We start from the raw sequence: 23778 nt of genomic DNA, 5'->3' as shown, positions 1-23778 counted from the left end.
ACCAGCGATTGCAGGATATGTTTGAAATCAAGCGGTTTCATCGCCACCCTCCTGATTGCAGCAAAACTGTATATTCAGACAGATTGCAGGGGGTACGGTTCCACAGGCAACGGTGACATAGCCTTTTTTATCGCGGGCCCCGCCGGCGAGGCTCTTCAGGCCGTCGCCGGGCTGCCGAAGATCCGCCCGCTGGAGTTGACACAGACGCGGTCCCTACCGCCGCGCTTGGCTGCGTAGAGGGCCTGGTCGGCGCTGGCGATGAGGTTGTCCTCGGTGGCCATGGCGGGCTCGCGGCTGGCGATGCCGATGCTGATGCTGGTCCTGATGGCCCGCTCGCCGACCTGGACCGGCGTTTCGCCGATCTTCAGTCGCAGGCGTTCGGCGGCCTGGAGGGTGGCGCGGAGGTCGCTGTTCTGGCAGATCACCAGGAACTCCTCGCCGCCCAGGCGGATCACGTGGTCGTCCTTGCGGGCGGAGACGCGCAGCAGCTGGCTCACCTCGGCCAGCACCCGGTCGCCCACCGCGTGGCCGTGGGTGTCGTTGATGCCCTTGAAGAGGTCGATGTCGATCATCATCACCGACAGCGCCTGCTGCGAGCGGGACGCGGCGCTCCAGGCCTGACCCAGGATGTCCATCCCGGCGCGGCGGTTGGGCAGGCCGGTGAGTTGGTCGGTGAGCGCGTAGTGTTCGAGCTTGCGGTTGCTGATGGCCAGCTCGGAGGCGAAGCGCTTGAGCTGGGCCCGGTCGCGCTCCCAGTTCTCGAGGAGCTGCACGTAGTGCAGGGCGGCGCGCATGCGGGCCGACAGGGCGCGGATGTTGACGGGCTTGGTGACGTAGTCGTCCACGCCGGCCTCGAAGGCCTCGACGATCTCCTCCTCGGCGTCGATGCCGGTGAGCATGATCACGTACATCGACTGGCCCCACTCGGTGGCGCGCAGGGCGCGGCACAGCTCGAGGCCGTTCATGACCGGCATCATCCAGTCGGTGACGACGATCTGGGGCATCACCTTGACCGCCAGCGCGAGGGCCTCCTCGCCGTTGGCGGCGCAGTACACGTCCGGCCCGGCGAGGCTGCGCAGCTGGGCCTCGAGGAGCACGCGGGCGGTGGGTTCGTCCTCCACCAGCAGCACGCGCATGCGCATCGTCTTGAGTTCGGGCGACTTGGGCGCCGGGGCTTGGGCCATGCTGGCGAAGGGCGGCAGGCGCCGCGCCGGGACCTTCAGGAGCTCGCTCCAGTCGCGCCAGTCGGCGAGGATGCGGTCGACCAGCTCGCCGATCTCGGTGCCGTCGAGGCCCAGCTTGCCGCCCAGCACGAACAGTTCGGAGATGAGGGCGCCGCGCTTGTCCTCGGGGGCCAGCCCCATGTCGGCGATGCGCCGGGCGTGGTGGAACAGCTGCACCATCTGCTGGGGGCGCGAGCCTTCGGCGAAGCCGGCGGCCTCAGGCGCCTCGTGGTGGCAGATCGGTTCGGCGAGGGCCCGGGGGATGCCGCAGTCGGCCAGGATCACGGCGGTGAAGGCGTTGTGGCTGGTCTGCAGGCGCGCTTCCTCGAGGGCGGTGAGGTCGCCCTCGTCCGGGCAGTCGGTGAGCAGGCGGCTGTATTCGACGGGGTGCACCGTGGCCAGGGCCAGGCAGCCGATGCGGGCCAGCAGGCCGCAGGTGAACAGTTCGTCGGGCGAGCCCAGGCGGCTCTGCTTGGCCAGGGCCTGGCTGGCCACCGCCATCAGCAGGGCGTGGGACCAGAAGTGGGCGTAGTCGAAGGCTTCGCAGGGGCCGCCCTGGTATTGGTCCACCAGCGAGAACCCCACCGCGAGCTGGCGCACGATGTCCATCCCGAGGCGCAGCACCGCCTCGCGGACCGAGACGAACGGCCGTCCGCCGCCGCCGCCGCCGCGCCCGGCGGAGTTGGCGAACTGCAGCAGGCGGCTGGTCAGCGCCGGATCGGTCTGCACGATGTTGGCGATCTCGTCGAGGCTGGCGTCGTCGCGCCGGCAGATTTCCATGATCGCCAGGGCCACGCCCTTGGGGCTCGGCAGCTGGCCGCTGGAGCGCAGCTGTTCGATCTGCAGGTCGGGGGTGTTGCCGGGGCCGGTCGGGAGCTTGGTCTGGGGAGGGGGGGCGGTCATTGTTCTTCCTTCGTGGCCACTCGAGCGGGGTGCGCCGCGCGGCACTTTCGGTGCTCGGCACCTTCGATCCTACTCATATCGGTTTTTTGCCGGAAAAATTCAGTGGTCCCGGGGTTTTTTCGTGCCGGGCGGGCGCATTGACCGAGGATGGAGCCCGGCTCGGGGGCCGGCCGGGATGTTCCCGCTGCCCGCGGCGGGCGGGGCCGGGCTCAGGCGCTTGTGTCGAGCAGGGCGCGGACGGCGGCGGCGAGCCGGGTGTACTCGGCGCGGGCCGCCTCGAAGCGCAGGGCGGCTTCGTCGAGCTGGCCGGCCTTGACCAGGGCCTCCAGCGCGCGGAAGTGTTCCGACGCCGTGCGGCCGCCGATGTTGGCGCTGCTCGACTTCAGGGCGTGGGCGGCCTGGCGGGCGGCGCCGGCGTCACCGGCGGGGAGGGCCTCGGCGAGGGTGACGATCAGGGGGGCGGAGCTGTCCAGGTACACCTCCAGCAGCCGCCGGACGAAACCCCAGCCGCCCTCCGGGTTGAGCTCCCGGTAGGGTTCGAGCACCCGCCGGTCGAGGGCGTCGTCGGGTTCCGGCACGGCGGCGGGCGCGGACGAAGATTCCGGCCGCGGCGCGGGCTCGGGCTCGGGGGGGGCCAGCGTGGTCGCGGGCGGCAGCCAGCGCTGCAGCGTCGCTTCGAGCTGGGCGGCGGTGTAGGGCTTGGCCAGGTAGTCGTCCATGCCGGCGGCGAGGCACAGGTTGCGGTCGCCTTCCATGGCGTTGGCGGTCAGGGCGATCACCGGCAGGCGCGGGCCGCCGGGCGTTTCCCGGGCGCGCAGCGCGGCGGTGGCCTGGTAGCCGTCCATCACCGGCATCTGGCAGTCCATCAGGATGGCGTCAAAGGGCTGTGCGGCGGCCAGCGCGAGGGCCTCCTCGCCGTGGCGGGCGATGGCCACCGTGAGCCCCAGCCCGAGAAGCATGGCCTGGGCCAGCTCCTGGTTGACCGGGTTGTCCTCGGCCAGCAGCACGCGGCCGTGGAGGCGGCCGCCGGGCCGGGCGGGGCCCGTGGGGGAGGTCTGGCTCGGGCCCTGCCCGGCCGGAGTGCCGAGGGCCCAGGTGATCACGTCGTGGAGTTCGGATTGGCGCACGGGCTTGCTCACGCAGCGCAGGATGCCCGCCTCTTCCCGTTCGCGGACGTTGCCGGCGATGAAGGTGGAGGTGAGCATGATCTGCCGGGTGCGGCCGAGGGTCGGGTCGGCGTGGATCGTCCGGGCGAGCTGCAGGCCGTCCATCCGGGGCATGTGCATGTCGAGGATCGCCAGCTCGAAGGGGGTGCCCGCGGCGGCGGCTGCGTGGAGCGCCTCGAGGGCCTGGCCGCCGCTCTCGGCGCAGCGCACCTGCATGCCCCAGCCGCCCAGTTGCAGGCGCAGGATGTCGAGGTTGGTCAGGTTGTCGTCCACCACCAGCACCCGCACGCCCTCCAGCCGGGGGCCGGCGGACCCGGACGCCGGGGCTTCGGGGGCCTGGGCGCGGGGGAGGCTGAGCGCGATGTGGAAGCGGGAGCCTTTGCCCACCTCGCTGTCCACGCTGATGCGGCCGCCCATCAGCTCGACGAGGCGCCGGCTGATCGCCAGCCCGAGGCCGGTGCCGCCGAACTCGCGGGTGGTGGAGCCGTCGGCCTGGGAGAAGTGCTCGAAGATCTTCTGCTGGGCTTCCGGCGAGATGCCGACGCCGGTGTCCTCGACGCTGATCCGCACCCGCATCTGCGCGCCGTCGGGTTCGGCGTGGGCGCGCACCACCACCTCCCCGTGGCGGGTGAACTTGATGGCGTTGTGCAGCAGGTTGGCGATCACCTGGCGCAGCCGGAAGGGGTCGCCGTGCATGCGCAGCGCGGTGGCCGGCGGGCTGACCTGGCTGGCCAGCTCGAGGCCCTTCTCGGCGGCCGGCTGGGCGAACATGGCCACGCTGTCCTCGACCAGCTCGCCCAGCTCGAAATCGATGCGTTCGAGTTCGATGTGGCCGGCCTCGATCTTCGAGAAGTCCAGGATGTCGTTGATGATGCCCAGCAGGTGGCGGCCGGATTGCTGGACCAGCCCGGCATAGCGTTGCTGGGTGGGGTCGAGCCGGGTGCCCAGCAGCAGCTCGGTCATGCCGAGCACGCCGTTCATCGGGGTGCGGATCTCGTGGCTCATGGTGGCGAGGAACTCGCTCTTGGCCTGGCTGGCGGCTTCGGCCTGCTCCTTGGCCGCGCGCAGCTCGGCGGTGCGCCCCTCGACGAGTTCTTCCAGGTGCTCGCGGTGCTGGCGCAGGCTCTCGTCGCGGGCCTGGAGTTCGCCGAGCATGTGGTTGAAGCTGTCCACCAGCCGGCCGATCTCGTCCTCGCCGGTGCGCGGGATGCGCAGGTCGTAGCGCTGGGTCTCGGCCACCTCGCGGGCGGCGGCGGCGAGGTGCAGCACCGGCGCGCTGATCCGGTGCTGCAGGCGCTGGGCGGCGAGCAGCGCGAGCAGCAGCACGACGAGGCCGAGGCCGCTGGTGGTGAGGGCGTCCTGGCGGATCTGGCGCCACATGCCGGCGGGGTCGATGACCAGCGACAGGACGCCCATCGACTCGGCCTCGCCGAGGCCGCCGGTGCTCGCCTGCAGCGGGTGGTCGAAGCGCTGGGGCTCGGTGGAGAAGGGCATCCGCTGCCAGAGGTCGTGGGGGGCGAGCCGGGTGAACAGGGTCGGCTCGGCGTTGGCCGGATAGCTGGCCAGCACGCGCCCGTCGGGCAGCACGATGCGGGCCGCCATCACCTCGCTGCGTTCGCGCAGGCTGGCCAGGCTCACCGCCGCGGCCTGCTCGTCGCCGAACACCACTGCCGCCTCGGCATTGGCGGCCACCACCCGGGTCAGGCTGCGCAGCTGGGACATCATCGAGTCCTGCTGGCGCAGGGTGCCGGCGATGGTGAAGATCAGCAAGGCCAGCGCGAGTACCGCGAAGGCCATGCCGGCGAGCATCAGCATGAGGCGCTTGCGCAGGGACGAGACTTGCCAGTTCATGGCGTCACCCCGGGCGGGAGCCGGCAGTGGTGGGGCTGGGAGGGCGCAGGATGGGGCATGGCGAGGGGCTGGGTTCGGGCTGGCGGCGGCATCGGCCGGCGGTCTGCCGCAAGCCTTGAGTTTTCATACCGCAGGGATAGCGGCAGCAGCCGGCGCCGACTTGAGCGCCAGGCGCGGTGGCCCGGCGGAGGGGTTTCTGGGATTATCCGGGCTGTGCCACCCCCGTTTACGCCCCTTACCAGGAGTCTTTCCATGTCGGCCTTGTTCACGCCCTTCGATCTCGACGGCCTCGCCCTGCCCAACCGCATCGTCATCCCGCCCATGTGCCAGTACTCGGCGGTGGACGGCAACGCCCAGGACTGGCACCTGATGCACCTGGGCAACCTGGCCTTGTCGGGGGCCGGGCTGCTGATCATCGAGGCCACCGGGGTCGAGCCGGAGGGGCGCATCACGCCGGCTTGCCTGGGGCTGTGGTCGGACGCCAACGAGGCGGCCCTCGGCCGGGTGGTGGAGGGGATCCGCAAGTATTCGGACATGCCGCTGGCGATCCAGCTGGGCCACGCCGGCCGCAAGGCGTCCAGCGCGTTGCCGTGGCAGGGCGGCCAGCTGATCGCCCCGGAGGCGGGCGGCTGGCCCACCCAGGCCCCGTCGGCCCTGCCGCAGCTGCCCCACGAGCCGGCGCCCCGGGTCATCGATGCGGCGGGGCTCGTGCGCATCCGCGAAGCCTTCGTGGCGGCGGCGCGGCGGGCCGCGCGGATCGGCCTCGACTGCATCGAGCTGCACGGCGCCCACGGCTACCTGCTGCACCAGTTCCTGTCGCCCCTCTCCAATCAGCGCGACGACGCCTACGGCGGCAGCCTCGAGAACCGCCTGCGCTTCCCGCTGGAGGTGTTCGACGCGGTGCGGGCGGCCTTCCCGGCGGGCAAGCCGGTGGGCATGCGCATCTCGGCCACCGACTGGGTCGACGGCGGCTGGGACCTGGAGCAGAGCGTCGCGCTGGCCCAGGCCCTGAAGGCCCGCGGCTGCGGGTTCATGCATGTCTCCAGCGGCGGCCTGTCACCCCAGCAGAAGCTGGTGCTGGGGCCGGGCTATCAGGTGCAGTTCGCGGCGCGGGTGCGCGCGGAGAGCGGCCTGCCGACCATCGCGGTGGGGCTGATCGCCGAGCCGGAGCAGGCCGAGGCGATCGTTGCCGGCGGCCAGGCCGACCTGGTGGGGATCGCCCGCGGGATGCTCTACGATCCGCGCTGGCCGTGGCACGCGGCGGCCCGCCTGGGGGCCCGCCTGCCGGCGGCGCCCCAGTACTGGCGCTGCCTGCCCCGCGAGCACGCCCAGCTGTTCTCCGGCATCCACACCGGCGGGCGTTGAGGCGCGTCAGCCCTCGCGCCGGCCGGCGTGCCGGAGCAGGGTGGCGACGAGGAGTTCCGGGTCGATCGGCTTGGCCAGGTGGTCGGCCATCCCGGCGGCGAGGCTGGCCGTCCGCTCGTCGTCGAGGGCGTGGGCGGTCTGGCCGATGACCGGCAGGTCCGGCGCCAGGGTGCGGAGCTGGCGGGTCGCTTCGTAGCCGTCCATGACCGGCATCTGCAGGTCCATCAGCACCACGTCGAAGCCTGTGGCGCCGCGCAGCCTGACGTGTTCGACCGCCTCCTGGCCGTTGTTGGCGAGGGTCACCTCGGCCCCCTCGCTCGCCAGGTTGTCCTCGAGGATGAGCTGGTTCACCGCGTTGTCCTCGGCCACCAGGATGCGCAGGCCAGCCAGCCGCAGATGCGGGTCGGCCGCGGGCTGCGGGGCCGGGGCGACGGGCCGGACGGGCGGCGCCTCCACGCAGGGCAGCCGTACCTCGAAGCGGCTGCCGACGCCCTCCTGGCTGTCGGCGCTGAGGGTGCCACCCATCAGCTCGACCAGGCGCCGGGTGATGGTGAGCCCCAGCCCGGTGCCGCCAAAGCGCCGGGTGGTGGATTTGTCGGCCTGCTCGAAGGGGGCGAACACGCCGGCGAGCTGCCCGGCGCTCATGCCGATGCCGGTGTCGACCACGGTGAAGACCAGGCTGTCGCCTTCGCGGCCGACCTCGAGGGTGACATGGCCGGCCTCGGTGAACTTGACCGCGTTGGAGAGCAGGTTCATCAGGATCTGGGCGATGCGCAGCGGGTCGGACAGGCAGGCCGCCGGCAGTGGCGAGCGGTGGCGCAGCCGCAGGGCGAGGCCCTTGGCGGTGGCGCTGTCCTCGGCGATGGCCAGGGTGTCGCCGATGAGCTTGCCCAGGTCGACCGGGATGGCCTCGATCCGCAGCTTGCCGGCCTCGATCTTCGAGTAGTCGAGGATGTCGTTGATGATGCCCAGCAGCAGCTGCCCCGAGCCGAGGATGCGCGCAAACACCGCCTGCACCGCGTCGCGCCCGGCGTTGTCGCGGAAGCCCATGCGGGCCAGCCCGAGGATGCCGTTGATGGGCGTGCGGATCTCGTGGCTCATGTTGGCGAGGAACTCGCTCTTCACCCGGGCCAGGCGTTCGGCTTCGGCGCGGGCGGCCTCGAGGGCGACGGTGCGGGCGCCGACGAGCTCTTCGAGGCTGTCGCGGTAGCGGGCCAGCTCCTCGTCCTTGCGCACCCGCTCGGTGATGTCCTGCAGGATCGCGATGCCCCCGACGATCTCGCCGCGGCTGTCGCGCAGCGGCGCGCAGGTCATCGAGACGGCGACCTGGCGGTCGGAGTAGGTGGTGTGGTACGGCCCCTCGTACTGGGACAGTTCGCCCTCGAGGGCCGCCTGCAGCGCGGGGAAGACGCTCTGGTCCCGGATGCTGTGCATGTCGAGGGTTTCCATGTAGGACATCGGCGCCCCGATGACCCGGGCGAACTGCTGGTTGCAGTAGCTCACCTTCAGGGCCCGGTCGTAGCGCAGGATGCCCACCGGCGAGTATTCCAGCACCAGGCGGTTGCGCTCCTCGATCTCGCGCAGGGCCAGCTCGGCGTGCTTGCGGTCGGTGATCTCGGTGCACACCCCGTCCCACAGGACCGTGCCGTTGTCGAGCCGGGTCGGCCCGGCCAGCACGGAGATCCAGCGCACGGTGTCGCCGATCCGGATCTGCCCCTCCCAGCCAAAGGCCCGGGCGGGGTCGAGGTGGGCTGCCGCGGTGCCGCAGAAGGTGTGCCGGTCGGCCTCGATGAGGGTGTCGAGGAAGGCCTGGGGCGTGCGCAGCAGGATGTCGGCCGGCAGGCCGACCTGCCCGCAGAAGCGCGGGCTGACGTAGGTGAACACGGGCGCCCCGCCGGTCGTGAGGCGGCACTTGAAGATCCCCACCGGAATCCGCGCGACGAGGCCCTGGTACTCGTCCACCGCCTGCTGCAGCGAGTGCTCCACCTGCTTGCGGGCGGTGATGTCCTGGATCGCCCCGTAGGCCGCGACGAGCTTGCCGTCGGCGTCCCGCTCGGCCCGGCCGAGGCCGTGGATCCAGCGCAGCGTGCCGTCGGGCAGGCGCAGGCGGTAAACGATGTCGAAGGGCTCGCCGTCGCGCAGCAGGCCCTGCTCGAAGCGTCGGTGGGTCTCGGCCCGGTCGTCCGGGTGGATGCGCTCGAGCCATTCGGTGTGGCTGAAGGGGTGCTCGGAGGTGAAGCCCAGCACCGCGTCGAAGGCCTTGGAGCGGATCACCTTGCCGTCGGTGAGGCTGACGGAGTAGGCCCCGAGCCGCCCGATCTGCTCGGCGGCATCGAGGGCGAGGTCGCGTTTCTGCAGCTCGTCGAGGGTCGCCGCGAGGTGGGCTTCGTTCTTGACGGCCCGGCCGGCCTCGTTGCGTTCGCGCCGGTAGAGCCGCCCGATCGTCAGCGCCGAGCCGCTCGAGACGAGCAGGAACACCGCCAGCATCGCGACGGTCTGGATGGCGTCGCGGCGCCACTGGGCGAGGTAGTCGTCGCGGGCGAAACCCACGGTCAGGAAGAAGGGCAGGCCCTCGATCCGCCGCACCGCGTTGAGGCGCTCGATCTTGTCGGAGGTGATGGGGCTGATGTAGGTGAAGCTGTTCTGGCCGGCCGCGAAGCGGCTGCGGATCTGCTCGGAGATCCACACGTTGCCCACCACCCCCGCGGCCCCGGCGACGGGCGGCACCCGGGTGATCAGGCTGAAGTCCGCGTGGCGGAGAATCGCGCTGCCCCCCTCACCGAGCTGCGGGCGGGCCAGCAGCTCGGTGAAGTAGCCCAGGGGCACGGTGACCGTGACGATGCCGCTGAAGCTGCCGCCCGGCCCGACGACGCCCCGGGAGAAGGGGATCAGCCAGCCCGCCCCGCCCCGCCGGGCGATCGGGCGGCCGACGATCAGCCCCGCGCCCGGGTCGTCGCGCAGGGTGTCCAGGCACTGGCAGATCTCGTTGGCGCTTTCGGGGGCGCTGTGCTGGGTCCAGCGGGCCCGCCCGTCGGCGTCGAAGACGCGGATGCCTTCGGTCTCCGGCAGCCAGCTCTTGACCCGGGCCAGCAGGGCCATCACCTCGTCGCTCTGCAGGTAGTGGCTGCCGCCCCGGGCTTCGCGGCCGAGCTCGTCGGCGAGGGCCTGGAGGCCCACGTCGATGCTGCGGGCGCTGCTCGAGAGGCTCTGGTCGAGCACGTGGGCGAGGCTGCGGGCGGCGACCTCGGCCTGGGCCTCGGCGTTGTGGTAGCTATGCTGCAGGCTCAGGGCGCCGAGGGCGATCGCCGTGAGATTGCACAGGACGACGATGCCGCCGAGCAGCGCGCCGGTGCGTTCCCGCAGGAAGGTGGTGACGAGGTGGGCAGCGGTGGAAGGCACGTTGGTCGTTCGGTGCAGCCTGCAACGGAGAGGCTTCCAGTCTAGACCAGACTGCCGGATCAAAGGCCCTCCGCCGCGACTTGTTCATGCGCGGCGGGTGATGAAACCCGATTGAGCGGGGGGTCAGCGCTTCCGGCCGGTGCCCGGCGCGACCGGCGCGGCGGCGATGACCTGGCGCTGCAGCCCGACCAGGCGCTCGACGATGGCCGGCCAGCCCAGCGCGGCAACCCGCTCCCGGGCCGCCAGGGCCTGGCGGGCGCGCAGCGCAGGGGCGTCGGCGAGGCTCACTGCGCCGGCCACGAAGCCAGCCTCGTCGCCGGGCTCGGCCAGCCAGCCGTGGCTGCCGTGGCCGACCAGCTCCAGCGCCGCGGCGTCCCGGTAGGCCACCACCGGCAGCCCGCTGGCGAGGGCCTCGGCCACCACGTTGCCGTAGGTTTCGGTGAGGCTGGGAAACAGGAAAAGGTCGCCGCTGGCGTAATGCTCGGCGAGGGCGGTGCCGGTCTGCATGCCGGTGCACACCGCCCGCGGCTGGCGGCTGCGCAGCCCGCTCAGCGCCGGCCCGCCGCCGACCAGCACCAGGCGGGCGCGGGGGTGGCGGGCCTCGATCGCCGCGAAGGCCTTTTCGAGCAGGGCCAGGTTTTTCTCGGGGGCGACCCGCCCGACGTAGAGCACCGCCAGGTCGTCGGGGCCGAGCCCCCACTGGCGGCGCAGCGCGTCGCTGCGGCGCAAGGGTGAGAACAGCTCGGTGTCCACGCCCCGCGACACCACGTCCACCCGGGGGATGCCGAGGGCCCGCAGCTCGTCGCCGAGGGCGCGGGTCGGCACCAGGGTCAGGTCGGCCCGCTTGTGGAAGCTGCGCAGGTAGGCGGCGATCGGCGCCTTCAGCCAACCGACTCCGTAATGGCGGGTGTAGCGGTGAAAGTTGGTGTGGAACTCGCTGATCACCGGCAGCCGCAGCTTGCGGGCTGCGGCGAGCGCCGACCAGCCGAGGGGGCCTTCGGTGACCAGCTGGACCACGTCCGGCCGCAGCCGCGACCAGCGTCGCAGGAGGGCCTGGCGGGCCGGCAGGCCGAGCTGCAGCTGGGCGTATTTGGGCAGCGGGATGCCGCGGGCGAGCATCTCGTCGAGGCCGCCCATCGCCTGGCGCGAGGCCGGCTCGCCGCCCTCGTGGGCCTGGCGCGGGCGGATCAGGTCGACCCGGTGGCCCGCCGCGACCAGACCCTCCACCAGCCGGCCGGTGCTCATCGCGACGCCGTTGATCTCGGGCGGATAGGTTTCGGTGACCAGCGCCACCCGGAGGGCGGCGGGGTGCTTGACGAGTTCGTGGCAGACGAGTCCGGCGAGATCCATCGCGCCAGTGTCGCGGCGCGATGCTGCAGCGGTGTGACCGGCAGGTGATGCGCCGGTGACGCGGCGTTCAGCCGGGGCGTTCCCGCGCGGCGAGGGCGTGGAGCCGGTCGGCCAGGGTGTCGAGGCAGTCGGCCCAGCCCGCCTAGTGCCCGTCGCGCTCCGCCTCGTTGCCGAACACGCCCTGGTACAGGCTGAGCCGGGTGCGCTCGCCGATGGCGTCGAGGTTCACACTGAGACAGGTTTCGGGGCCGGGCACCCCGTCGCAGTCTTCCCGGCTGTAGGTCATCACGATGGCTTCCGGCTCGATGATGTCGAGGTAGCGGCCGCCGGCCCGGTGAGGGGTGCCGTCGGGCGCCACCATGCGGCAATGCCAGCTCCCGCCGGGCTGGAAGTCGCAGATGCACACCGACATCCGGAAGCCGGTGGGCGCACTCCAGGCGCGGAACAGCTGCGGGTCGCGCCACATGCGGAAGACGCGCTCCCGGGGCGCGTCGAGGTAGCGGACGAGGGTGAACTCCAGGTCTGCGGTGGTCTTGCCGTCGGAGGAGGGCGGCATCATCGGGGGTCTCCTTGGCGTGCAGGCTCGGCCTGCCCGGAATGGGTTTTCCATAAATTAGGAGGTGTCGGGCCGGAGGGCAAGCCCCAATTTGTGACTTTGCGAGGCATGGCGCGGAGCCCGCCCGGTGGCTATCCGGCCACCCGGGCGGATGCTAGCATTCGCCCCCTCATGCGCATCGAAACCTTCCTCCAGCGCCTCGCCGATCTGGGCGCCAAACCCGTGCACGTCCAGCGCATGCTGCGCGCCTGGCTGCACGCCCTGCCCCTCGACGCCGGCCCCGCGCGGCGCGGCCCGGCGCTGCCCAAGGCCATCGTCGAGGCCCTGCCGGCGCTCGGCGCCGGGCTGGCCGGCCTGGCCCAGGTGCGCTCCGAACACCCGGCCGAGGACGGCTCGGCCCGGCTGCTGGTCGAGCTCGCCGACGGCCAGACCGTCGAGAGCGTGCTGTTGCCCCGCGACGGCCTGTGCGTGTCGAGCCAGGTGGGCTGTGCGGTGGGCTGCACCTTCTGCATGACCGGCCGCGACGGCCTGCTGCGCCAGCTCACCAGCGCCGAGATCCTGGCCCAGGTGGTGCTGGCGCGGGCCCGGCGGCCGGTGAAGAAGGTGGTGTTCATGGGCATGGGCGAGCCGGCCCACAACATGGAGGCGGTGCTCGAGACGATCCAGCTGCTCGGCGACGAAGGCGGCATCGGCCACAAGAACCTGGTGTTCTCGACGGTGGGCGACCACCGCGTCTTCGAGCGCCTGCCCGGCCTGCGCGTCAAGCCGGCGCTGGCCCTGTCGCTGCACACCAGCCGCGCCGAGCTGCGCGCCGAGCTGCTGCCCAAGGCGCCGCGCATCACCCCGGACGAGCTGGTCGAGCTGGGCGAGGCCTATGCCCGCGCCACCGGCTACCCGATCCAGTATCAGTGGACGCTGATCGAAGGGCTCAACGACACGCCGGAGGAGCTCGACGGCATCGTCCGGCTGCTTGCCGGCAAGTACGCGATCATGAACATGATCCCCTACAACGCGGTGCCCGATCTGCCCTACCGCCGCCCGGACTGGGCGAAGGCCGCGGAGATCGCCCGCAGCCTGCACCGTCGCGGCGTCCTCACCAAGCTGCGCAATTCCGCCGGGCAGGACGTGGACGGCGGCTGCGGCCAGCTGCGCGCGCGCAGCCTGAAGGCCGAGGCCGCCGCCGAAGCCCCGCTGCCCTTCGAGCCGCGGCGCGCGCTCAAGTAAACGCAGGGCAGCCGAAGGCCTCCTTTCCCCCCACGGGGAGCGGGCTGGATGGAGTCCGGCCCCGGGGCGCTCAGTAGAGCTTCGGCTCGCCCGGCGGGCGGGTCTTGAAGCGCCGATGCACCCAGTAGTACTGGGCCGGCATGGTGCGCACGGCGTCCTCGATGCAGGCGTTCATCCGGCGGGTGTCGGCTTCGACGCTGCCGCCCGGAAAATCGCGCCATGGCTCGCCCAGCTCCACCACGTAGCCTTGGCCGCCCGGCAGCATGCGGGTGAAGCAGGGCACCACCACTGCGCCGCCCAGCTTGGCGAGCCGCGGCAGCGCCGACAGGGTGGCCGCCTGAACGCCGAAGAAGGGCACGAAGATCGAATCGTCAGGGCCGTTGTCCATGTCGGGCAGGTAATAGAAGGGGCGGATTTCCTTCATCGCCTTGATCGAGGCGCGGATGCTCTCGTCCCGGCGCAGCAGCACCTGGCTGCCGAAGCGGCTGCGCCCGTGGAACAGCCAGCGGTCGATCACCGCGTCCCGCTGGCGGGCATACACGCTGACGCAGTCGAAGGAGATCGCCATCCGCGTGCCGCCCAGGTCGAGGCCGAGGAAGTGGGGGGTGAGCAGGATCACCGGCTGGCGGGCGTCCACCAGCTGCCGCAGCCGCGTCTCGCCCTCGATGCGCACGAGGCGCCGGATGCGCTCGGCCGGCGCGAACCAGGCCAGCCCGCGCTCGACCAGGCTGCGCCCGGCCAGCGCGAAGTGCTCCCGGGCGAGGGCCCGCCGTTCGGCCTCCGGGAGGTCGGGAAAGCACAGGCGCAGGTTGGTATGCACCACCCGCCGGCGCGGCGCGATGATCACGTAGAGCAGCAGGCCGATGGCACGGCCGATGGGCGCCTGCAGCGACAGGGGCAGCCAGTGGATCAGCCACAGCAGGGCGACGACGATTCGACTCATGGGGTGTCCGGGCGGGAGGTGGCTTGGGTGGGGGCGGCAGGCGCGCCGGAGGGGCGCTTGTAGCGGTTGTAGCCCCACAGGTACTGGGCCGGGTTTTCGCGGATCTGGGCTTCCATCTCGCGGTTGATCGCCGCGGCGCGGGTTTCGGTGTCGCCTTCGAGGGGCGTCAGGGCGGGGCGCAGGCGCAGGTGGAAGCCGGCGCCGCCGGGCAGGCGCTCGGCCCAGGCGAAGATCGTGGTCACGCCGGCCACCTCGGAGAGCCGGGCGGCCAGGGTCATGGTGTAGGCCGGCCGGCCGAAGAAGGGCAGCCAGGCGCCTTCACCGCTGCCGGGCACCTGGTCGGGCAGCATCCCGACCGCCTCGCGGGCCCGCAGGGCCTTGATCAGCCGGCGCACGCCGCCCACGTCGGCGGGGGCGATGTGCATGTTGCCGCGGCTGCGTCCGGCGTTGATGAGGGGCTGCAGCACGGCCTTCTTGGGGGCCCGGTAGAGCACGGTGATCGGCTTGTGGGTCGAGAAGTACTGGGCGGTGATCTCGAAGCAGCCCAGGTGCGGCGTGATGAACAGGATGCCGCCGCCGCGGGCCTCGGCGGCCTCCACGTGCTCCCAGCCGCTCACCCGCACCACCCGGGCGGCCAGCTCGGCCTGGGGCCGCAGCAGCATCCAGGGCAGCTCGAGGGCCTGCTTGCCGGTCTCGCCGACCGCCCGCCGCCACACGCGGGCGGCCTGCTCGGGCCCGAGGGCCTGTTCGAGGTTGGCCCGCAGGCGCCGCCGGTAGGTGGGCGAGAGGGCATAGGTGAGCCAGCCGGCCACCACGCCGACGGCCTGCAGCGGCCCGAGGGGCAGGCGGGCGAGGAGGGAGAAGATGAGGGACGCCATCAGCAGGGGAGTGGTCGACGAGGGGCGATTGAATTGACGGCCCGAAACGCAAAGTTATAATTGTGATTCCGCCGAGTTAATCCGACAACTTGCAGGGCGGAGCGGGCTACGGTTTGCCGGGTTCGAGGCCGATATCGTGTCGTCACGATGGTCTGCCGTACAAATACTGCTAAAGCGTCGCCGCTCCGAAACCCCCGAGACGGCAACGCCGCAACCCGGGGGTTTTTTGCTTTTCAGGAGTGTGCAATGGCCAAAGAATACCTGTTTACCTCGGAATCCGTTTCCGAAGGCCACCCCGACAAGGTCGCCGACCAGATCTCCGACGCGGTGCTCGACGCCGTCCTGGCCCAGGACCCGCGCGGCCGTGTGGCCTGCGAGACGCTGGTGTCCACCGGCCTGGTGGTGATCTCCGGCGAGATCACCACCAAGGCCAACATCAACTACATGGACATCGCCCGCGAGACCGTGCGGCGCATCGGCTACGACGACTCCGACATCGGCTTCGACTACAAGAGCTGCGCGGTGCTCACCGCCATCAACCGCCAGTCGCCGGACATCGCCCAGGGCGTCAATGAGGGCGAGGGCCTCGACCTCGATCAGGGCGCCGGCGACCAGGGCCTGATGTTCGGCTACGCCTGCAACGAGACGCCGAGCCTGATGCCCTTCCCGATCTACTACGCCCACCGCATCATGCAGCGCCAGGCCGAGGTGCGGAAGGACGGCCGCCTGCCGTGGCTGCGCCCGGATGCCAAGAGCCAGCTGTCGGTGCGCTACGTGGACGGCAAGCCGGTGGCGATCGACACCGTGGTGGTGTCCACCCAGCACGATCCGGACGTCTCCTACGACGATCTCAAGGAAGCGATCATCGAGCAGGTCATCAAGCCCGTGCTGCCCAAGGAGATGCTCACCGGCAACACCCGTTACCTGATCAACCCCACCGGGCGCTTCGTGATCGGCGGCCCGGCCGGCGACTGTGGCCTGACCGGGCGCAAGATCATCGTCGACACCTACGGCGGCGCGGCCCACCACGGCGGTGGCGCCTTTTCGGGCAAGGACCCGTCCAAGGTCGACCGCTCGGCGGCCTACGCCGGCCGCTACGTGGCCAAGAACATCGTCGCCGCCGGCCTCGCCGACCGCTGCGAGATCCAGGTCGCCTACGCCATCGGCGTCGCCAGGCCGGTGAGCCTGATGGTCGAGACCTTCGGCACCGGCAAGGTGTCCGACGAGAAGATCGTCGAGCTGGTGCAGAAGCACTTCGACCTGCGCCCGAAGGGCATCATCGCCACCCTCGACCTGCTGCGCCCGATCTACTCCCGCACCGCCGCCTACGGCCACTTCGGCCGCGAGGAGGTGGATTTCACCTGGGAAACCACCGACAAGGCCGCCGCGCTACGCGCCGACGCGGGCCTGTGACCCGCAGTCTGCGGGCATGAAAAAAGGGCGGCCCCGCGGGGTCGCCCTTTTTGCATCCGGGGGCATGGAGCCCCCTTTTTTGTGCTTACTTGCCGCGGATCGGGCTGTACTCCACCGGCACCCAGGCGTAGCCCTTGCCGTCGGTGCGCACGTGGCCGATGCCGGGGAAGGGCAGGTGCATGCCGGAGACCAGCAGCTTGTCCTTGGCGGCCCAGGCGAAAAGCTTCTTGCGGGCGGCGACGGCGGCCTTCTTGTCGCTGTCGAACTCGATGGCGACCTCCGGGCGGGCGAACTGCACCGCGTGGCTGTGCACCGCGTCGCCGAGGATCAGCAGGCGCTGGCCGGCGGATTCGACGAGGTAGCTGGTGTGGCCCGGGGTGTGGCCGTTGGAGGCCACCGCCTTGACGCCGCCAAGGTCGACCTCACCGCTGAAGGGCTTGAACCTGCCGGCGGCCTGGTAGGGCGCGACCGACTTGCGGGCGATCTCGAAGAAGGGCTTGAAGCCCTCCGGCGCCTTGGCCGCGTTGGCCTCCGACAGCCAGAAGTCGGCCTCGGTCTGCGCCACGCGGATCTCGGCGTTGGGGAACAGCGGCTGGCCGGCAGCGTCGAGGAGGCCGGCCACGTGGTCGGCGTGGAGGTGGGTCAGGAGCACCACGTCCACCTTGTCGGGGCTGTAGCCGGCGGCGCGGAGCTGCTCGCCGATGAAGCCGAGGGTCGGGCCGAAGGCCTTGGCGGCGCCGGCATCGACCAGGATCAGTTTGCCGCCGGCGTTGATGAGGTAGGCGTTGACGGCGGTCTGCACCTTTTCGCCGGCCAGGAACTTGCTGGCCAGCAGGCGCTGCACCTCGGCCTTGCTGGCGCCCAGCAGCAGCTTGGCGTCGAGGTCCACGTAGCCGTCGTAGAGGGCGGTGACTTCCAGTTCGCCCAGGGCCATGCGGTAGTAGCCGGGCACCTGGCTGTGCTGCGGGGCGGCCTCGGCGTGGGCGGTGCCGATGGCGGGCGAGAACGGGACGAGACTGGCGGCGATGGCCAGGGCGCTCAGGGTGCGGCGGATCATGGGCGATGCTCTCCGGTTGAAGGGTCTGCAAGGATACGGCAATCCCGCCGCCGCAAGGGGCTGCAGGGCGGGGCGTTCAGGGGCCGGCATGTACCGCCAGCCAGACGGTGTCGGGGCCGGTCGCGGCGACGCGGTGGCGGCAGCCGGCGGGGATCAGCAGCCAGTCGCCGGGCGCCAGGGCCTGCCGGCGGCCGTCGTCGAACTCGAGCTCGGCGCTGCCCTGGGCGAGCAGCACCCATTCGTCGGCGGGCTGGTCGTACCAGAAGCCGGGCGGACTGGCGTGGCGGTTGGACAGGATACGCTCGATGCGCAGGCCGGGGCGGGCGAGGAGCGTCTCGAAGTGCTCGTCGGCGGCGGGCGGCGGGATGTCGGAAAACAGGTTGGCGGCACGCATCGGGCGGTTCCGGGCGGGCGGTTCGGGAAAGGCGGGAGAAAAAAGGTGGCGCCGGGGGGAAATCTCTGTTGGGTATTGGGGGTTTTTATGTCCCGGCGCACCGTTCAAGGCTTATCGACCGAAACGGCGGGCGCCTTGAGTGCAGCGCCCAGACCGTATCGATGCCCCATGTTAAGGGAGCGCCGGCCATCGCGCCAATTTAAGATGGCCATCGGTGGCATAGGCTCAGCCTATGGCCGGCCCGGGGTGTTTCATTCGACCCGCGTGTCGATGACGATGCCGAGCTTGCTGGCCCCGGGCTGCACCGGGCCGCTCTCGCCGCGGAGGTCGCCGGGGCGGGCGGTGGCGTCGCCGGATTTGGACACCCGGGCCTCGATGCGCAGGGTGCCGGCGGACGAGAGCTTGAACTCGGGGCTGAGGGCCATGCTGTCGTCCAGGGTGAAGTCCTGCGGCAGGTCGGCGACGCGGGTGCGCACCACGGCGAGGGGCATGCGCGGGCCCTCGGCGGCGCGGGCGAAGATGAACACCACGTCGTCGGGCGAGGCCTTGCCGGCCAGGGCCGGGGCGAGCGTCACGCGGCCGCTCACCGTCTTGCCGGCGGCGGCCGGGGGTTTGGCTTCGGCGCGGGCCCGGGCGCCCGCCGGCGCTTCGCCCTGCAGGCTGCGGGCCTTCTCGATGCCGGCGGTGAGGTTCTGGGCGTCGGGGCTGCCCGGCGGCAGCTGCGCCAGCACGGCCTCCCAGTGGCGCACCGCGTCGGCGTACTGCTGGCGGAAGAAGGCGTCGGTGCCGGCCAGCACGAGGGCCTGGGGGTTCTGCGGCTCTGCCTTCAGCACGCGCTGGAGGAGCTCGCGGCCGCGGCCTTCGATGCGCCCTTCGTTGAGCTCGGCGGACAGCTCGGCCACCTGCAGCATCAGCTCGGTGCTGGCTTCCATCGCCGGGCCGGCCTTGTCGAAGGCCTTGGCGGCCTCGGCCAGGCGGCCGGTCACCAGGTAGCTGCGGCCGAGCATGGCCCAGCCTTCGAGGTTGCCGGGGTCTTTTTCGAGCTTGGCGGCGAGGGTGGCCACCATCTTCTCGATCTCGGCGGCGGAGGCCTGCGGGCCTTGCCGGGCGGCGGGGTCGAGGGCCGCCGGGGTGCCGAGCACCACGTAGAGCAGCGCGGCGGCCAGCGGCAGCGTGACGGCCAGGGCCAGCGCGGTGCGGGGCAGGCGGCGCGGGGCGGTATCGGTGGGGGCCGTGTCGGCGGCGACGTCTTCGAGCACCCGGCGTTCGATCTCCTCGCGGGCGCCGGCGTAGTCGGCCTGGGACAGCGCGCCGCTGGCCAGGTCACGCTCCAGGTCGGCGAGCTGGTCGCGGTAGATGGCGGTGTTGATGGCCCGGCGCGAGGCGCCGTCGCCGCTCCGCCGGCGCAGCAGCGGCCAGCACAGCAGGGCGAGGACGAGGAGGGTGAGCAGGCCGGTGCTGATCCAGAAGGGGGTCATGCTTTGGGTTTCGGTCGGTGGTCGGGGGCCGGATCGGCGAGGAGGGCTTCGGCGGCGGCCTTGTCGGCGGCGGACAGGGTGGCGGGGGCAGCCCTGGCACCGCGTCGGCGCAGGTAGGCGATGAGGCCGGCCAGCGCGCCCGCGAGGAGCGCGAAGGGGCCGAACCACAGCAGCCAGGTGGTCGGCTTGACCGGCGGGCGGTAGAGCACGAAGTCGCCGTAGCGGGCCACCAGGTAGTCGCGGATCTCGGGGTCGGACTTGCCGTCGCGGATCAGCTTGCGGACCTCGCGGCGCAGGTCTTCGGCCAGCTCGGCGCGGGAGGCGGCGAGGCTCTCGTTCTGGCACACCAGGCAGCGCAGCTCCTCGGAGATGGCGACCATGCGGGCCTCGACGGCCGGATCTTCGGCCATCGGGGTGGCGTCGGCGGCGAGGCTGGCACCGGCGCCGGCCAGCAGGGCGGCGGTGAGGAGACCGGCGCGGAGCCGGGCGAGGGTGCGCGTCATGGGGCCTCCCCGGCGAGCTGCTTGGCGAGCGGGAGGATCTTCTGCTCCAGCGCCTCGGGGGTGATCGGGCCGATCTGCTTGAAGCGGATGATGCCCTTCCTGTCGATCAGGTAGGTCTCGGGCACGCCATACACGCCGTAGTCGATGCCGACCCGGCCGTCCAGGTCGAGCACCGACAGGGCGTAGGGGTCGCCGTGGCGGGCCAGCCAGGCGCCGGCGCGCTGGCGTACCAGGGCGGGTTCTTCGCCGGCGGGAACCTTCTTCATGTCGATCTCGCCGTCGCCGCGCAGCTCCTTGTAGTTGAGGCCGACGATGGGCAGCCCACCCTGCTTCGAGAAGGCCACCAGCAGCGGGTGCTCGGCCCGGCACGACACGCACCACGAGGCCCACACGTTGAGCAGCCACACCTGGCCACGCATGTCGGCGGGCGAGAACTGCTTGCCCGGGGTGAGGGTGTCGAGGCGGAACTCGGGGGCCGGCTTGCCGACCAGCGGCGAGGGCACCTCCCGCGGGTCGCGCTTGAGGCCGACGGCGAGGAAGACCACCAGGACGAGGAAGACGGCGAGGGGGATCAGGAAACGTTTCAAGAGGCGGCTCCCTGGCCGGCCAGGCGCGCAGCCCGGGCAGCCTTGGCGGTGAGGCGGTAGCGGCGGTCGGCGGCGGCGAGGAGGCCGCCCAGGGCCATCATCACCACGCCGCCCCAGATCCAGCTGACGAAGGGTTTGTAATACACGCGCACGCTCCAGGCGCCGTCGTTGCCTTCGAGCGGGTCGCCCAGCGAGACGTAGATGTCGCGGGTCAGGCCCGGGTCGATGAAGGCCTCGGTCATCGGCATCGCCGACGACAGGTACTTGCGCTTCTCGGGGTGCAGCGGCATCAGCACCTTGCCGTCTTCGAGCAGCTCCAGGTTGCCGCGGGCGGCGCTGTAGTTGGGGCCTTCCACCCCCTCGACGCCGAGGAAGCGGATGGTGTAGTGGCCGGCTGCCACGGTGTCGCCGGGGGCCATGCGCACGTCGCGCTCGGTCTCGTAGTGCTTGACCATCACGATGCCGACCACGCACACCGCGATGCCCACGTGGGCCACGTGCATGCCCCAGAAGGCCAGCGGCGGCAGGCCCGACTTGAGGCGGGCGGCGATCTGCAGCAGCGAGGCGCCGATGATCCACACCGCCAGCGCAAGGCCCAGCGCCACCCCGGCCGACCACTCGCCGGCGGCGAAGGGCAGCGCCACGCCGGCCAACGCCGCGATGGCCAGCGCCGCGCGCAGTGGGCGGATGATGTCGGCAATGCGGGCCTGCTTCCAGCGCGCCACCGGCCCGGCGGCCATCAGGAACAGCACCGGCACCATCAGCGGCGCGAACACCGCGTTGAAGTACGGGGGGCCCACCGACAGCTTGCCCAGGTTGAGGGCGTCGAGGACCAGCGGGTACAGGGTGCCGAGCATCACCGCGCCGGCGGCGCACAGCAGCAGCACGTTGTTGATCAGCAGCAGGGTTTCCCGCGACACCAGCGCGAAGGCCCCGCCGAGGCTCACCTTGGGCGCCCGCCAGGCGAACAGGGTGAGGGACGAACCCACCACCACCGCCAGGAAGATCAGGATGAACACGCCGCGCTTGGGGTCGGAGGCAAACGCGTGCACCGAGCTCAGCACCCCCGAGCGGACCAGGAAGGTGCCCAGCAGCGACAGCGAGAAGGCGCCGATCGCCAGCAGCACCGTCCAGTTCTTGAAGCTGCCGCGCTTCTCGGTGACGGCCAGCGAGTGGATCAGCGCGGTGCCCACCAGCCAGGGCATGAAGGAGGCGTTCTCGACCGGGTCCCAGAACCACCAGCCGCCCCAGCCCAGCTCGTAGTAGGCCCAGATCGAGCCGAGGCCGATGCCCAGGGTGAGGAAGATCCACGCCGCGGTGGTCCATGGCCGCGACCAGCGCGCCCAGGCGGCATCCAGCCGGCCCGACAGCAGCGCGGCGATGGCAAACGCGAAGGCCACCGAGAAGCCCACGTAACCCATGTAGAGCATCGGCGGGTGGAAGATCAGGCCCGGGTCCTGCAGCAGCGGGTTGAGGTCGCGTCCGTCGTCGGCGCCGGGCAGCAGGCGCTCGAAGGGGCTGGAGGTGAGCAGGATGAACAGCAGGAAGCCCGCCGCCACCAGGCCCATCACGCCCTGCACCCGCGCCACCATGTCGTCGGGCAGGCTGCGCGAGAAGGCCGACACCGCCATCCCCCACAGGGACAGCATCAGCACCCACAGCAGCAGCGAGCCCTCGTGGCCGCCCCACACGCCGGCGATGCGGTATTCGAGCGGCAGCCGCGAGTTGGAGTGCTGGGCCACGTAGAGCACCGAGAAGTCATTGCCGACGAAGCTCGCGGTGAGGCAGCCGAAGGCGATGGCGATGAGCAGGAACAGCGTGGCCGAGGCCGGCCGCGCAAGCTGGACCCAGGCCGCCACCCCGCGCTGGGCGCCGATCAGCGGGAGCGTGCCCTGCACCAGGGCGACCAGCAGGGCGAGGACGAGGGCGAAGGTGCCGATTTCCGGGATCATGGTTGTCTGGGTAAGGAGGTGGGAGTTGGGCGGGAGGCGTAAGGCGTGATCAGGCGAATCGGGAGCGCACGAGGCCAAAACAAGGCCTCCTCACGCCTCTCCCCTCACGCTTCACTGCTTCAAGGTCCGTGACGCCTCGTGGGCCTTGTCGACCGCGGCCTGGGCTTCGGGCGGCATGTAGTTCTCGTCGTGCTTGGCGAGCACCTCGGTGGCGGTGAACAGGCCGTCCGGCCCGAGGCTGCCCTGGGCGACCACGCCTTTGCCCTCGCTGAAGAGGTCCGGCAGGATGCCCTTGTAGCTCACCGGGATCTCGCGGGCGGTGTCGGTGACGACGAAGCGCGCGGTGATGTCGCTGCGCTCCAGGCTGCCCACCTTCACCAGCCCGCCGATGCGGAAGGCCCGGCCCTTGGGCGCCTCGCCGCTGGCCACCTGGGTCGGCGTGAAGAAGAACACCAGGTTGCTCTGGAAGGCGTTGAGGATCAGTGCGGCGGCAATGCCGAGGGCGGCGAGGCCGCCGACGACGATGGCGAGGCGTTTCTGGCGGGGTTTCATGGGATCGTCCTGGGTGATCGGCAGGGGCTGCCCGGTTCAGCGGCGGCCGGCGTGCCCGTTGAGAGCCGCCCGGTCGGCGGCGAGTTCCCGGCGCAGCTGGCGGCGGGTGTCGGCGAGGCGCTTCCTGGCGAGCAGGGCCTCGATCAGCAGGGCCGCGGCCGTCACGCCGAAGCTGCCCCACACGTAGAGGCCGTAGCCCCCCATCGCAAGGAATTCGGCGGCGCTGCCCCAGTTCATCGCTGCATCTCCGGAAGCTCGGCCACCCAGCCGGCGTGGTGTTCCCGCTCGAGGATGATCGCCCGCACCCGGTACAGGCTCATCGCGATGCTGTACATCCAGAAGGCCAGCGCCATCAGCAGCATGCCCCACAGCATCGTGGTGGCCATGCTGGGGGCCTTGGTGAGGGACACCGAGGCGCCCTGGTGCAGGGTGTTCCACCACTTCACCGAGAAATAGATGATCGGCACATTGACCACCCCCACCAGCGCGACGATGGCGCCGGCCTTGTCGGCCCGGCGCGGGTCGTCGATGGCCGAGGTGAGGGCGATGTAGCCCAGGTAGAGGAAGAACAGGATCAGCTCGGAGGTGAGCCGCGCGTCCCACACCCACCAGGCGCCCCACATCGGCTTGCCCCACAGGGCGCCGGTCCACAGCGACAGGAAGGCGAACAGCGCGCCGGTGGGGGCCAGCGCGGCGCTCATCATCCCCGACAGGCGGGTGTTGAAGGTGATGCCGATGGCGGCCCAGAAGGCCATCACGCAGTAGATGAACATCGACATCCACGAGGCCGGCACGTGGATGAAGATGATCCGGTAGCCCTCGCCCTGCTGGAAGTCGGTGGGCGCGACGAAGAAGCCGATCCACAGCCCGGCGGCGCAGAAGGCCGCGGCCAGCGCGGCGAACCACGGCCACAGCCTGCCGGCGAGGGGGTAGAAGCTGGCCGGCGAGGCGAACTTGAACCAGTTGATGAGGCGCTGACTCATG

Annotated in this window: 19 protein-coding genes; 3 read left to right on the top strand and 16 right to left on the bottom strand. The window is 71.4% G+C overall.

The window, feature by feature from the left end; all coding sequences use genetic code 11:
• Window positions 1-155: 155 nt before the first annotated feature.
• Complete coding sequence (locus tag ACE3OU_RS09185) at window positions 156-2126, bottom strand: diguanylate cyclase (protein ID WP_374241250.1); 1971 nt, start codon at window positions 2124-2126, stop codon at window positions 156-158.
• A gap of 209 nt (window positions 2127-2335) precedes the next feature.
• On the bottom strand, window positions 2336-5143 hold the full coding sequence (locus ACE3OU_RS09180) for a response regulator (protein ID WP_374241249.1): 2808 nt from the start codon (window positions 5141-5143) through the stop codon (window positions 2336-2338).
• 252 nt (window positions 5144-5395) lie between these two features.
• On the opposite strand from ACE3OU_RS09180, the gene ACE3OU_RS09175 reads away from it, so the two are divergent.
• The gene (locus ACE3OU_RS09175) at window positions 5396-6508 is read left to right on the top strand and encodes an NADH:flavin oxidoreductase/NADH oxidase (protein ID WP_374241248.1); all 1113 of its coding nucleotides are present in this window, start codon (window positions 5396-5398) and stop codon (window positions 6506-6508) included.
• A gap of 6 nt (window positions 6509-6514) precedes the next feature.
• Here ACE3OU_RS09175 and ACE3OU_RS09170 read toward each other — a convergent pair whose 3' ends face one another.
• The 3 genes from ACE3OU_RS09170 to ACE3OU_RS09160 form a co-directional block, all read right to left on the bottom strand.
• Window positions 6515-9907 (bottom strand): ATP-binding protein, encoded by a 3393-nt coding sequence (locus tag ACE3OU_RS09170; protein WP_374241247.1) that lies wholly within the window; start codon window positions 9905-9907, stop codon window positions 6515-6517.
• A gap of 123 nt (window positions 9908-10030) precedes the next feature.
• A complete protein-coding gene (locus ACE3OU_RS09165) occupies window positions 10031-11257 on the bottom strand; it encodes a glycosyltransferase family 4 protein (RefSeq protein ID WP_374241246.1) in 1227 nt (408 codons plus the stop codon).
• 142 nt (window positions 11258-11399) lie between these two features.
• Window positions 11400-11816 (bottom strand): SRPBCC domain-containing protein, encoded by a 417-nt coding sequence (locus ACE3OU_RS09160; protein ID WP_374241245.1) that lies wholly within the window; start codon window positions 11814-11816, stop codon window positions 11400-11402.
• Between the two features lie 168 nt (window positions 11817-11984).
• Here ACE3OU_RS09160 and ACE3OU_RS09155 point away from each other — a divergent pair, with 168 nt between their 5' ends.
• Window positions 11985-13037, top strand: a complete 1053-nt coding sequence (locus ACE3OU_RS09155; RefSeq protein ID WP_374241244.1) for an RNA methyltransferase — start codon at window positions 11985-11987, stop codon at window positions 13035-13037.
• 70 nt (window positions 13038-13107) lie between these two features.
• Here ACE3OU_RS09155 and ACE3OU_RS09150 read toward each other — a convergent pair whose 3' ends face one another.
• Both ACE3OU_RS09150 and ACE3OU_RS09145 read right to left on the bottom strand, forming a co-directional pair.
• Window positions 13108-13980, bottom strand: coding sequence for a lipid A biosynthesis acyltransferase (locus ACE3OU_RS09150; protein ID WP_374241243.1), 873 nt, complete (start codon window positions 13978-13980; stop codon window positions 13108-13110).
• Complete coding sequence (locus tag ACE3OU_RS09145) at window positions 13977-14858, bottom strand: lysophospholipid acyltransferase family protein (protein WP_374241242.1); 882 nt, start codon at window positions 14856-14858, stop codon at window positions 13977-13979. The genes ACE3OU_RS09150 and ACE3OU_RS09145 overlap by 4 nt, the downstream gene beginning before the upstream one ends.
• A gap of 246 nt (window positions 14859-15104) precedes the next feature.
• On the opposite strand from ACE3OU_RS09145, the gene metK reads away from it, so the two are divergent.
• The gene (metK, locus tag ACE3OU_RS09140; RefSeq protein WP_374241241.1) at window positions 15105-16271 is read left to right on the top strand and encodes a methionine adenosyltransferase; all 1167 of its coding nucleotides are present in this window, start codon (window positions 15105-15107) and stop codon (window positions 16269-16271) included.
• 85 nt (window positions 16272-16356) lie between these two features.
• On the opposite strand, the gene ACE3OU_RS09135 is transcribed toward metK, so the two are convergent.
• The 9 genes from ACE3OU_RS09135 to ccmC form a co-directional block, all read right to left on the bottom strand.
• The gene (locus tag ACE3OU_RS09135) at window positions 16357-17328 is read right to left on the bottom strand and encodes an MBL fold metallo-hydrolase (RefSeq protein ID WP_374241240.1); all 972 of its coding nucleotides are present in this window, start codon (window positions 17326-17328) and stop codon (window positions 16357-16359) included.
• Between the two features lie 76 nt (window positions 17329-17404).
• Window positions 17405-17722, bottom strand: a complete 318-nt coding sequence (locus ACE3OU_RS09130; RefSeq protein WP_374241239.1) for a cupin domain-containing protein — start codon at window positions 17720-17722, stop codon at window positions 17405-17407.
• A gap of 251 nt (window positions 17723-17973) precedes the next feature.
• Window positions 17974-19200 carry a c-type cytochrome biogenesis protein CcmI gene (ccmI, locus tag ACE3OU_RS09125; protein WP_374241238.1) on the bottom strand — a complete coding sequence of 409 codons (1227 nt, stop codon included), beginning with the start codon at window positions 19198-19200 and terminating at the stop codon, window positions 17974-17976.
• A complete protein-coding gene (locus tag ACE3OU_RS09120; protein ID WP_374241237.1) occupies window positions 19197-19703 on the bottom strand; it encodes a cytochrome c-type biogenesis protein in 507 nt (168 codons plus the stop codon). Before ACE3OU_RS09120 ends, ccmI begins: the two co-directional genes overlap by 4 nt.
• Entirely contained in the window at window positions 19700-20290 is a 591-nt protein-coding gene (locus ACE3OU_RS09115; protein WP_374241236.1) for a DsbE family thiol:disulfide interchange protein, read from the bottom strand. Before ACE3OU_RS09115 ends, ACE3OU_RS09120 begins: the two co-directional genes overlap by 4 nt.
• Complete coding sequence (locus ACE3OU_RS09110) at window positions 20287-22242, bottom strand: heme lyase CcmF/NrfE family subunit (RefSeq protein WP_374241235.1); 1956 nt, start codon at window positions 22240-22242, stop codon at window positions 20287-20289. The genes ACE3OU_RS09115 and ACE3OU_RS09110 overlap by 4 nt, the downstream gene beginning before the upstream one ends.
• Before the next feature lie 111 nt (window positions 22243-22353).
• Window positions 22354-22794, bottom strand: coding sequence for a cytochrome c maturation protein CcmE (gene ccmE / locus ACE3OU_RS09105; protein WP_374241234.1), 441 nt, complete (start codon window positions 22792-22794; stop codon window positions 22354-22356).
• Window positions 22795-22830: 36 nt separating this feature from the next.
• Window positions 22831-23031: a heme exporter protein CcmD gene (gene ccmD, locus ACE3OU_RS09100; RefSeq protein ID WP_374241233.1), complete on the bottom strand. Its 201-nt coding sequence runs from the start codon at window positions 23029-23031 to the stop codon at window positions 22831-22833.
• A complete protein-coding gene (gene ccmC, locus ACE3OU_RS09095) occupies window positions 23028-23777 on the bottom strand; it encodes a heme ABC transporter permease CcmC (RefSeq protein ID WP_374241232.1) in 750 nt (249 codons plus the stop codon). The genes ccmD and ccmC overlap by 4 nt, the downstream gene beginning before the upstream one ends.
• Between the last annotated feature and the right edge of the window lies 1 nt (window position 23778).

The sequence above is a fragment of the Zoogloea sp. genome (genome assembly GCF_041908905.1).
Taxonomy (GTDB): Bacteria; Pseudomonadota; Gammaproteobacteria; order Burkholderiales; family Rhodocyclaceae; genus Zoogloea.
Note: the sequence above shows the minus strand (reverse complement) of the source record. Positions and strands in the feature narration are given on the sequence as shown.